Raw genomic sequence first — 10,231 nt, 5'->3', positions numbered from 1 at the left:
TGCGGTATTATGACGCTGAGGAACTAACTCATCCATAAGTAACTGATTCTTCGATTAAATCAGATGAAGATAGTGCTGGGTTTTCTCTAGACGTCGTGAGCCTTTGGGAGGCATCAAATTCCTGGGCCGCGGTTCCTGTGGAGGAATGCGAGTTGCTCCGGTGTCAGTGCAGAGGACTGTTGCCTCTCTCTGCCCTCTTTGCCTTCTCGTAGAACCTCTATGTATTCCTGCATGTTCTTGATCAGCCTGAGATGCATGAACTCTTGGAAAGCCGGGGCTTGAGCATCGCCGTTGATCTGAGCCTCACGTATCGTTGAAAGGTATTCGCTCCGCTGCTCGGGGCCGATCGTGACGGGAACATAGCCTCCCCTTAGCAGAATCATATTCATAAGGAGACGTGCCGTGCGTCCGTTCCCATCATCAAATGGATGAATCGACACCAGCCGATGGTGGAAGCTAAACGCTTCAGCGGGAGTGTTCGACGAAGATGACAGTTCGCGCCCTAAATTCTCCATCAAAGTTGGGATCTTTAACGGATTGGGAAAGATTACATCCGATCCGTAGATCCGGCGCGCTGACTGGCTATACATTCCCGCAATTTCCTTGCGGCTGCTAGCCACGATGCGGCGGTGGAGCTCCAAGATGGTCTTTTCGCCGATTGGATTATCAGAGGATGCCACGCTTCGCATCCATACCAAGGCGTCATAATGATCCTTGGCTTCCAGATGCTCATCGAGCTTTTTGCCGCCGACTGTTATGCCATGTTGAATCAGCTCTGAAGTTTGATCAAGAGTAAGAGTATTACCTTCGATTGCGTTAGAAGTGTAAGTAAGCTCGATATCCTTCAAGAGTTGCTGATCGTCTGTCAGAAACTCTTTGCGGTCACCTTTGAGGGAGTTGAGCTCATCCTTCAGAAGAGCGATCTGATTTTGAAGTTTTTCCATCAAATGCTCCTACATTCAAATTTAGCGTGTTGAGCGATATATATATCATTATAGTGATTATTTTGCCATGGAGAATAGCAGCCCTATTGGAATGCAATGGAATTCTAGATGGAGGTCGGCGGCGCCTTCTTTGCCAAGGACTGCGCGCCGTGCTTGCCGGCACCGTCTTCAAGATTCTTGGGGAGATGGATCCACTCTGCCCCGAGCACGTGAAGGCATTGCATTAGGAACACAGCAGTGAACCTGCCCCGGCTGACCTTGTTGCGCAGGTTGAGCTCGTTGTCCTCGACGCCAATCGCCGACAGGCGCTCTGCCAGAGCGGCATAGGATACGCCTTTGCTCATCATGGCACCCCGCAGGGTGTTCTTTGACAGCTCTTCCCAGATCTTCTCGTCACTCGACACTCTGCGCACTCCAAGCTGACTCTCTGCCTCTTGTAGGAGAGCCGACCAGAATCGCAAAGGACGCCGTCACGCAAAACGATGGCGGGCATCATCAAATTTGGATATTTCCACTGGACAAATGATTAACATCATCATATGTGATGACGTAGAGCATCACATTTCATGGCGCAGCACTTTCTCCTTTCTCCACAGGCGCGATCGGTCAGTATCCTGTCCGTTGCCTCGATGTCGGAGAAGCGCGCCTACGCCAAGCTCAAGCGGATCATGTGGGATGCGAATGGCGGCAAGCCGATCTGCCCTCACTGCGGCGGCCTCGATCACTGGGAACTCGAAGATGACAGGAAGTGGCGCTGTAAGGGATGCCGCAAGTCCTTTTCGCTCACGAGCGAGACCATTTTCAAAGATCGCAAGCTCTCCTTCCGCAAGATCCTGGCGGCCTGCGTAATCTTCGCGAATGGTGTGATGGGCGTGTCAGCCTGTCGGCTCTCTCGCGAGCTGGACATCAGCTACAAATCCGCCTGGGTGCTTTTGCAGAAGGTCAGAGACGCTCTGGGTCAGAACGAGGAAACGGCTCAGCTTGCGGGTGTCGTAGAGATCGATGGCGCGGTGTTTGGCGGCAGCATGCCGAGGCTCCCGAACAGCAAGAAATTGTGGGAGGAGTTCAAGAGGAAAAACAAGGCGGCGGCCAAGAAGCGGCAGAAGCTCATCGTCGTCATGCGCGAGAGGGATGACCCGGAGACCGGCAAGACCGGCAAACTGCGCACGTTCCTGCTCCCGAAGGAGGGAGACGCAATCCCGATCGCTCGCGACATCCTCCTGCCAGATACGATCGTCCACGCTGATATGAGCCCTCAATGGGAGCCGCTTCAGCTGCTGTTCGAGACCAAGCGGATCAACCATTCGGAGCATTTCTCGCACGATGGTGCCTGCACCAACATGGCGGAGAGCTTCTTCGAGCGGATGCGCAGCGCTGAGCGCGGCGTCCACAAACATATCTCGGGAGCGCATTTGCACCGCTACGCGATGGAACTTGCCTGGAAGGAACAGAACCGGCGTGTCTCGAATGGCGAACAGGCTGCCATGATGATTAGCGCAGTCGGAAAGGCCCCACCTTCGAAGACGCTTGTTGGCTACTGGCAGGGACGCAAGGGCAAGCCTTCAGGCAATGGCAATTCGTCAGGACCAGCAAACGACCAGGATGACGATGCGATCGCATACCTCACTGGCCGGACGGCGGTGTAGGCCGGCCATCCTGAATGATGAACCAGGTTCGGCTGTATCGCTCACCATGGTGATCGACATACTCGCCCTTCTTGGTTTTCAGGCTTGCATCGACCGCGATCTTGACCTGATCGACCAGCATTCGATCCGAAGGATCAAGACCCTTTTCTGCAACCACCAGCTCCGAAATCTCCCTCGACCCCATCGGCCGAGCTTCTCGCCGCATGACGTCGAATGCCATGCGCGTCACTTCACCTGGCTTGAAAGGTAGCTTCATCGCGTTCCTGCGGCTCGGCCGGACCGATTCCGGCCGCCAGTGTGGAGCGATTTCCTTCATGATCACCTTGGTGCTCGCGAGAAGGGCTTCGACCGTCTCAAGCCGCTCGCGCTTATCGCCCAGCGCCTCATAGGCTGCCGTCACATCTGCGATGTGCTTTTCGAGATCCTTCTGCTCGCCAAGCCAGTCGGCGAACTTTCGCTGAAGGTTTTCTTTGAGATTTGTCAGACCCATAGCCCGAGCTTAGGCGCCTAGTGTTTCCCGGATCAATCGTCCGGCCTCAGGAAAACTCCACAGATCATAGGTTCTTGTGGAAACAGGCAGAGTTAGTTCCTCAGCGCCATAATACCGAATGGCTGGATGCCCCGCAAGGATTCGAACCTTGATTGACGGAGTCAGAGTCCGCTCTCTTACCATTAGAGGACGGGGCAAGGGCCATTGCGCGGGCGGTGCCCGGGGTGTTGGCGTGGGCGCTCCCTAGTTTCATGCGCGCGCAAGGTCAAGCGCGTCTTGCGTGGCCAGCTTGCTCTGTCGCCCCGCTTGGGTTAGCTTGGCCTCAGGTGCCCTGCGCCGCTTTGCGCGCAGTGGTGATTTGGATGAACACGGAATATGGCGGAAACCACGCCGCCGGACAGAAATGCCAGGGCTGACAAGAAACGGGGCGCAAAGTCCGGCAAGGTAGCCGATTTCCGCTACACGCGCCCCCCTCAGCCCGATCCGCGCAAGCCCGGCCGCGACGGCCGGAACAATGGCGCGCGGCCTGCCCCGGCCAAGGCGCCCGTGCGGCGCGGGCAGGATCTCGACGCCATCGGCGCGCTGCGCCAGAGCCATCCGGGCGAGGCCTATGCCGCGCTCGATCTCGGCACCAACAATTGCCGGCTGCTGATCGCCCGCCCTTCGGGCCACGACTTCACCGTGATCGACGCTTTCAGCCGGGTGGTGAAGCTGGGTGAAGGGCTGGCGACGACCGGGCGATTGTCCGACAAGGCGATGGACCGCACGCTCGCCGCGCTCTCCATCTGCGCCGAAAAGCTCCAGCGCCGCAATGTCCGCCTCGCCCGCTCGGTTGCGACCGAGGCCTGCCGCCGCGCCGCCAATGGCCCTGCCTTCATCGAGCGCGTGCGCCGCGAGACCGGTATCGTGCTCGACATCATCAGCGCCGAGGAGGAAGCCCGCCTCGCGGTGCTGGGCTGCCACATCCTGCTCGAAGCCGGCGACGGCCCGGCGATGATCTTCGATATTGGCGGCGGTTCGACCGAACTGGTGCTGGTCGAAGCCGGCGGGCCCGAAGCAAGCCGCGTGCCACGCATTCTTGATTGGCAGTCGGTACCCTGGGGAGTGGTCTCGCTGACCGACACCGTCGCCGAGAGCGAGGAAGGCGAGGACGCGCGCCTCGCCCGCTATGTCAGGATGCGCGAGCTGGTGAGCAGCAGCTTTGCCCCCTTTGCCGCGCGCGTCGCCGAGGCTGCGGCGATGGACGATATCCGCCTGCTCGGCACCAGCGGCACGGTGACGACGCTTGCCAGCCTCTATCTCGAACTGCCGAGCTATGATCGGCGCGCTGTCGACGGGCTGATCGTGCCTGCGCCGGCGATGCGCGAGATTTCCGCGCGGCTCTCCGTGATGACCCCCTACGAACGCGCCAGCCTGCCCTGCATCGGGCAGGACCGCGCCGATCTGGTGGTGGCGGGCTGCGCGATCCTCGAATCGATTCTCGACCTGTGGCCCGCGCGGCGGTTGGGCGTGGCCGATCGCGGCATCCGCGAGGGTATCCTCAGAAGCCTGATGGCCGCCGAACGCCGCTCCGAGCGCAGCTTGCGCACGCTCCAGCAGCAGCGTTCCCGAAAGTCCGCCAGATGAGCCGTGCAGGCAAGACCATCTCCAGGCGCGTCAAGACCGCAAAGGGCCGCACCGCGAGCCAGGTGCGCTGGCTCGAACGCCAGCTCAACGATCCCTATGTCCGGCGGGCCAAGGCCGAGGGCTATCGCAGCCGTGCGGCCTACAAGCTGATCGAACTGGACGCAAAGTTCGGCCTGCTCAAGGGCGCCGTGCGGGTGGTCGATCTCGGCATCGCGCCGGGCGGCTGGACGCAGGTGGTGCGCGCCAAAAAGCCGGGCGCCGAAGTGGTGGGGATTGACCTGCTGCCGGTCGACCCGATCGAGGGCGTGACGATCCTGCAGATGGATTTCATGGACGACAAGGCCCCGGCCCTGCTCACCGCAGCCCTCGGCGGGCCGCCCGATCTCGTCCTGTCGGACATGGCCGCCAATACCGTCGGCCACAAGCAGACCGATCACCTGCGCACCATGGCTTTGGTCGAGGCGGCGGCGTGGTTCGCGGTGGAAAATCTCGGCGAAGGCGGGGCCTTCGTCGCCAAGGTGCTCGCGGGCGGGACCGATACCGCGCTGCTTGCCCTGCTCAAGCAGCACTTCGCTTCGGTCAAGCACGCCAAGCCACCGGCCAGCCGCAAGGATTCCTCGGAATGGTATGTGGTGGCGCAGAAATTCAAGGGGCGCGGATAGCCGCGTGCTTCAGGCTTTGCCGAGGGCCTCGCCCATGCGCGGCCGGCTGCACTGTCACCCGCTGCGGCGCTTGCGCGAGTCCGGCGCGCGGCGTGTGTGCGTCGCGGCGCGCCGGGATTGCTCCGCTCCGGTTATTCGGCGGCTACTGCCGGATCGGTGCCCGCTTGTGCCTCTGCGACCGCCTCGGCCTCGCCCTCGGCGGCGGCCGCTTCGCCTTCGGCCGCAGCAGCAGGGGCCGCTGCTGCCGGGAAGGGCAGGTTGGCGCCGATCGAGTTGAGATAGGCTGCGATCGCCGCGCGATCCTCAACCTTCGAGAGGCCTGCAAAGCTCATCTTGGTGCCCGAGACCATGGCCTTGGGGTTCTTGAGCCAGGTGTTCATCTTGTCCCAGTCCCAGGTGCCGCCCACCGCCTTGAGTTCGGGGCTGTAGGCAAAGCCGCCCTTGGCCGCGACCGGGCCGCCCATCACACCGGCCAGATTCGGACCGATGCCGTTGGCGCCGCCGGGATCGACGGTGTGGCAGCTCTGGCACTTGGAAAAGGCCTTCTGCCCGGCCGCAATCAGATCGGCCGCCGGCATGGCGTTGAGCGCATCGGCAATCGACATTTCCGCCGGGCCTGAGGATTCATCGACCGCGCCTTCGATCACGTAGCCGAGTTTTTCCGGCCGCTGCGGCTTGTCGCCGTGGAAAAACTTGCCGGAGAGGATCATGAGACCCAGCCCGAGGCCGGCCGAGAACAGCACCCAGCCCGCGGCGGTGTTGAACAGATCGCCGCCACCACTCCGGACGCCGGCTTGCCCCTGTGAAGAATTGTCCTGTGTCATCGAGCGAGGCCCATAGTGTCGCGCTCGCGGGCGCGCAAGTCACAAGGTGGCACGAATTCTTGCCCCTTTTGCAAGCGGGCTTGTGCGCCCGTGCGCCGGCCTTTAGCAGGCAGGCCGTCATGCGCTCCTTTCCCGCTCCTGCGCTCGCCATCGTCGACCGGATGCGTGCGGCTGCCGCCGCCGATCCCGCGCGCGCGATTGCCTTCCAGGGCTCGCCCGGCGCCAATTCGCACCGGGCCGCAACCGAGGCCCGCCCCGATCTCATGCCGCTGCCCTGCTTCAGCTTCGAGGATGCGCTCGACGCGGTGAAGGACGGGCGCGCCGGTCACGCGATCATCCCGATCGAGAATTCGCAACACGGGCGGGTGGCGGATATCCACTTCCTGCTGCCCGAAAGCGGGCTGAGCATCGTCGGCGAATATTTCATGCCGATCCACCATGCTCTGATGGCGCTGGGGGAGAACACGCCGGGACGCCGGTTCGAGGCGGCCTACAGCCACCCGCAGGCGCTTGGCCAATCGCGCCGCTTCCTGCGCGAACGCGGGATCGTGCCGCTCAGCCATGCCGATACCGCGGGCGCGGCGGCCTATGTCGCCGAACGCGGCGACCCGGCAGTGGCGGCGATCGCCCCCGCGATCGCGGCGGAACTCTATGGTCTCACCATCATCGAGGACAATGTCGAGGACAGCGCCGATAACATGACGCGCTTCGTGATTCTCGCGCAGGAGCCGCTCGCACCATCGGCCCTCGCGGGCAAGCCGGTGATAACCACCTTCATCTTCGAGGTGAAGAACATCCCCGCCGCGCTGTACAAGGCGCTGGGCGGCTTCGCCACCAACGGGGTCAACATGACCAAGCTGGAAAGCTACCAGCAGGGCGCAAGCTTTGCCGCGACCACCTTCTATGCCGACATCATCGGCGCGCCGGGCGATCCGGCGGTGGACCGGGCGCTGGAGGAATGCGCGTTCCATTCCAAGGAATTGCGCCTGCTGGGCACCTACGAACAGGCCCGCGCGCGCGGTTAGCGCCAAGGGCCAGCGTTTCCTGGTTGCGCGCGCACGCGCGCCATGCCACCACCGTCGCAGCATGAGTGCAGCGGTGCACAACCCTCGCATCGGATCCGCAGGGGATTCAGGCGCATCACCCGCCCCGGGCGCCGATGCGTGGCAAGCGCTGCGGGAGGATGGCGATCTCCAGTTCGCCCCGGTGGACATTCCCCCAATCAAGCCGCCCGAACCGACCTGGTTCGAGCGCATGCTGGCCGAGATGTTCGGCGCGCTGGCCGAACTGTTCGCCCCCCTCGGGCGGGTGCTGGGCGGCGCGTGGTGGTGGCTGCAATGGGTGCTGCTGGCCGCGCTGGCCGGCTTCGTGGCGCTGCTGCTGTGGCGGATGTTCGGCCCCGGCTTCCAGCGGCAGCGCAAGGCCGAGGACGCGATGGCGGAGGAATGGCGGCCCGAGACCGCCGCCGGCCTCGCGCTGCTGGAAGATGCAGACCGGCTCGCGGCCGAGGGTCGCTTCGACGAGGCGACCCGCCTGCTGCTTCAGCGCTCGGTCGGCCAGCTCGCCACTGCCCGGCCCGACTGGGTCGAACCCTCGAGCACCGCGCGCGAACTCGCCGCGCTGCCGGCCCTGCCCGACGGCGCGCGCACCGCCTTGCGCATCATCGCCGAGCGGGTCGAGCGCAGCCTGTTCGCCTTGCGCGCGCTCGACCGGGCGGATTGGGAAGCCGCTCGCGCGGCCTATGCCGATTTCGCGCTCGCCCGGCTCGACGGGCAGGGGCGCCCGGCATGAGCGGCGATCCGGCCTTCTCGCGCGGCGGCGCCTTCGGGCTGATCTTTGGCGGCTTCGCGCTGTTCCTTGCGCTGATCTGGCTGATCGGCGCGGGCGAGGGGGTCGGCGGTGGCAACAACGGCGAGGCCCATGCCGCCGCCAAGGGGTTGAACGGCTATGCCGGGCTGGTGCGGCTGGTCGCGGCGAGCGGCTATGACGCGGTCCGCTCGCGCAGCCCGGCGGGGCTGGAAACCGACGGCCTCTTGGTGCTTACCCCGCCGCCTGACGCCGATGCGCAGCAGATCGGCGCGATTCTCGAAAAGCGCGAGAACATCGGCCCGACGCTGGTGATCCTGCCGAAATGGAGCGCGCTTGGCCCGCCGCAAGTCCTGCCAAGCGCAGTGCGCGAGAGGTTCAAGCCGGGCTGGGTGATCCTCGATGACGCCTTCGCCACCGACTGGCCGAAGCTGCTGCCTGGGCCCTATGGCTTCACCCACAAGCTCGACATCCTCGATCACGATCGCCGCGCGCGCTGGAACGGGCTGGGCCTTACCGGCAGCCTGCCGACCGCAAAGGTGGCGCACGCCGTGATCGGGCAAGGCCAGACACAGCTTGTGGGCGATGGCTCGGGGCGGGTGCTGGCGATGCGGGTGGGGAACGAGGAGGGCACCGATGTCCGCGCGAACACCCATTGGACGGTGTTCCTCGCCGAACCCGATCTCGCCAATAATTACGGCCTTGCCGACAGGCAGCGCGCCGCTGCCGCGCTGGCGCTGATCGATGCCGCGACCCAAGGCGGCGCGATCGATCAGATCACCTTCGATCTCACCCTCAACGGCTTCGGACCATCCGAGAACTTGCTGACACTGGCCTTGCGCCCGCCCTTCCTCGCCGCGACCCTGTGCCTGCTGCTGGCGCTGGTCATCATCGGCTGGCGCGCCTTCAAGCGGTTTGGCGGGGCGGCGGCTGAGGGCGGTCCGGCGATTGCTTTCGGCAAAGCGCGGCTGATCGCCAATGGCGCGGGGTTGATTCTGCGCGCGCGGCGCTTCCACCTGCTGGGCGCGCCCTATGCCGCGCTCTCGGCGCGCCGGCTGGCCGAGCGGCTGGGGCTGGCGCGGCCCGATCCGGACGCGCTCGACCAAGCGCTCGCCCGCCGCCTGCCGCTGGTGGAGCCGTTCAGCCGCCGCGCCGCGCGGCTCGAAGCGGCCGGAAAGCCGGCCGACATCCTTGCCGCCGCGCAGGCGCTCGACGATCTTGTCACCAAGCTATCGCACCAGGGAAAGTGACCCCGATGACCATCAGCCTCTCCGACGTTCGCACCCTTGCCGACGCCATTCGCGCCGAAATCGCCAAGGCGATCGTCGGGCAGGACGGCATGGTCGACATGCTGCTGGTGGCGCTGCTGACGCAAGGCCATGTGCTGATCGAAGGCCCGCCGGGCACCGCCAAGACCTTCCTCGCGCAGAGCTTCGCCACCGCGCTGGGCCTCGATTTCGGACGCATCCAGTTCACCCCCGATCTGCTGCCGGGCGATATTCTCGGATCCAACCTGTTCAACTTCCAGACCAGCCAGTTCACCCTCACCCGCGGGCCGATCTTTTGCGATCTGCTGCTGGCCGACGAAATCAACCGCACCCCGCCCAAGACCCAGGCCGCGCTGCTCGAAGCGATGCAGGAACGCCGCGTGACGCTCGACGGGGAGACCTATCCGCTCGCCGACAGCTTCATGGTGGTGGCGACTCAGAACCCGATCGAGAACCAAGGCGTCTATCCCCTGCCCGAGGCCCAGCTCGACCGTTTCCTGTTCAAGCTGCTGGCGCCCTATCCGGACGAGACGGAGGAAGTGCGGATCGTGGCGCGCTACGGCCAGCGCTCCGGCCCGCAGCGCCCCGCCGATCTCGGGGTGCAGGCGGTCACCAACGCCGCCGGGATCAACGCCGCCAGCGCCGCGCTGGCGCAGGTCACAGTGGCCGACGAAATCACCGCCTATGTCGTGCGGCTGGTGCGCGCGACCCGCGATCATGCCGAGCTTGGCGTAGGCGCATCCCCGCGCGCCGCTGTGCTGCTGGCCGGAGCCGCGCGTGCCCGCGCCGCGCTGGAGGGGCGCGATTACGTCATTCCCGACGATGTGAAGGCGCTCGCCGTGCCGGTGCTGCGGCACCGCTTGACGCTTTCGCCCGCCGCCGAGATCGAAGGGCGCGACCTGGAGGCGCTGGTCGCCGAACTGGTCGAGAGCACCGAGGCGCCCAGGTAACGGCGGGCCAGCAAG

The 10,231-nt window shown here is 64.4% G+C and carries 11 protein-coding genes and 1 tRNA gene; 7 read left to right on the top strand and 5 right to left on the bottom strand.

Annotated features, from left to right (window positions below):
* Positions 1–113 precede the first annotated feature (113 nt).
* Positions 114–944 carry a Fic family protein gene (locus BZF61_RS06885; RefSeq protein ID WP_086617980.1) on the bottom strand — a complete coding sequence of 277 codons (831 nt, stop codon included), beginning with the start codon at positions 942–944 and terminating at the stop codon, positions 114–116.
* A 104-nt stretch (positions 945–1,048) separates the two neighbouring features.
* Complete coding sequence (locus BZF61_RS06880; protein WP_086618288.1) at positions 1,049–1,348, bottom strand: DUF6471 domain-containing protein; 300 nt, start codon at positions 1,346–1,348, stop codon at positions 1,049–1,051.
* Positions 1,349–1,510: 162 nt separating this feature from the next.
* On the opposite strand from BZF61_RS06880, the gene BZF61_RS06875 reads away from it, so the two are divergent.
* A complete protein-coding gene (locus tag BZF61_RS06875) occupies positions 1,511–2,590 on the top strand; it encodes an IS1595 family transposase (protein WP_086617977.1) in 1,080 nt (359 codons plus the stop codon).
* Here the strand turns inward: BZF61_RS06875 and BZF61_RS06870 are convergent.
* Together BZF61_RS06870 and BZF61_RS06865 are read right to left on the bottom strand one after the other, a co-directional pair.
* Complete coding sequence (locus tag BZF61_RS06870; RefSeq protein WP_086617976.1) at positions 2,568–3,080, bottom strand: hypothetical protein; 513 nt, start codon at positions 3,078–3,080, stop codon at positions 2,568–2,570. The genes BZF61_RS06875 and BZF61_RS06870 overlap by 23 nt on opposite strands.
* Before the next feature lie 123 nt (positions 3,081–3,203).
* Positions 3,204–3,277 (bottom strand) — tRNA-Gln (locus BZF61_RS06865).
* A gap of 178 nt (positions 3,278–3,455) precedes the next feature.
* Between BZF61_RS06865 and BZF61_RS06860 the strand changes: the two genes are divergently transcribed.
* Both BZF61_RS06860 and BZF61_RS06855 read left to right on the top strand, forming a co-directional pair.
* Positions 3,456–4,706: a Ppx/GppA phosphatase family protein gene (locus tag BZF61_RS06860; RefSeq protein ID WP_086617974.1), complete on the top strand. Its 1,251-nt coding sequence runs from the start codon at positions 3,456–3,458 to the stop codon at positions 4,704–4,706.
* The gene (locus tag BZF61_RS06855; protein WP_086617972.1) at positions 4,703–5,368 is read left to right on the top strand and encodes an RlmE family RNA methyltransferase; all 666 of its coding nucleotides are present in this window, start codon (positions 4,703–4,705) and stop codon (positions 5,366–5,368) included. The genes BZF61_RS06860 and BZF61_RS06855 overlap by 4 nt, the downstream gene beginning before the upstream one ends.
* A gap of 131 nt (positions 5,369–5,499) precedes the next feature.
* On the opposite strand, the gene BZF61_RS06850 is transcribed toward BZF61_RS06855, so the two are convergent.
* Positions 5,500–6,192 carry a c-type cytochrome gene (locus BZF61_RS06850; RefSeq protein ID WP_086617971.1) on the bottom strand — a complete coding sequence of 231 codons (693 nt, stop codon included), beginning with the start codon at positions 6,190–6,192 and terminating at the stop codon, positions 5,500–5,502.
* A gap of 119 nt (positions 6,193–6,311) precedes the next feature.
* Between BZF61_RS06850 and BZF61_RS06845 the strand changes: the two genes are divergently transcribed.
* From BZF61_RS06845 to BZF61_RS06830, 4 genes are all read left to right on the top strand, one after another.
* Positions 6,312–7,217 (top strand): prephenate dehydratase, encoded by a 906-nt coding sequence (locus BZF61_RS06845; RefSeq protein WP_086617969.1) that lies wholly within the window; start codon positions 6,312–6,314, stop codon positions 7,215–7,217.
* A 181-nt stretch (positions 7,218–7,398) separates the two neighbouring features.
* Entirely contained in the window at positions 7,399–7,983 is a 585-nt protein-coding gene (locus BZF61_RS06840) for a hypothetical protein (RefSeq protein WP_245804533.1), read from the top strand.
* Positions 7,980–9,248: a DUF4350 domain-containing protein gene (locus BZF61_RS06835; protein ID WP_086617966.1), complete on the top strand. Its 1,269-nt coding sequence runs from the start codon at positions 7,980–7,982 to the stop codon at positions 9,246–9,248. Before BZF61_RS06840 ends, BZF61_RS06835 begins: the two co-directional genes overlap by 4 nt.
* 5 nt (positions 9,249–9,253) lie before the next feature.
* Positions 9,254–10,216: an AAA family ATPase gene (locus BZF61_RS06830; protein ID WP_211276727.1), complete on the top strand. Its 963-nt coding sequence runs from the start codon at positions 9,254–9,256 to the stop codon at positions 10,214–10,216.
* Positions 10,217–10,231 lie beyond the last annotated feature (15 nt).

This window comes from Erythrobacter tepidarius (assembly GCF_002155695.1).
Classification (GTDB): domain Bacteria; phylum Pseudomonadota; class Alphaproteobacteria; order Sphingomonadales; family Sphingomonadaceae; genus Erythrobacter; species Erythrobacter tepidarius.
Note: the sequence above shows the minus strand (reverse complement) of the source record. Positions and strands in the feature narration are given on the sequence as shown.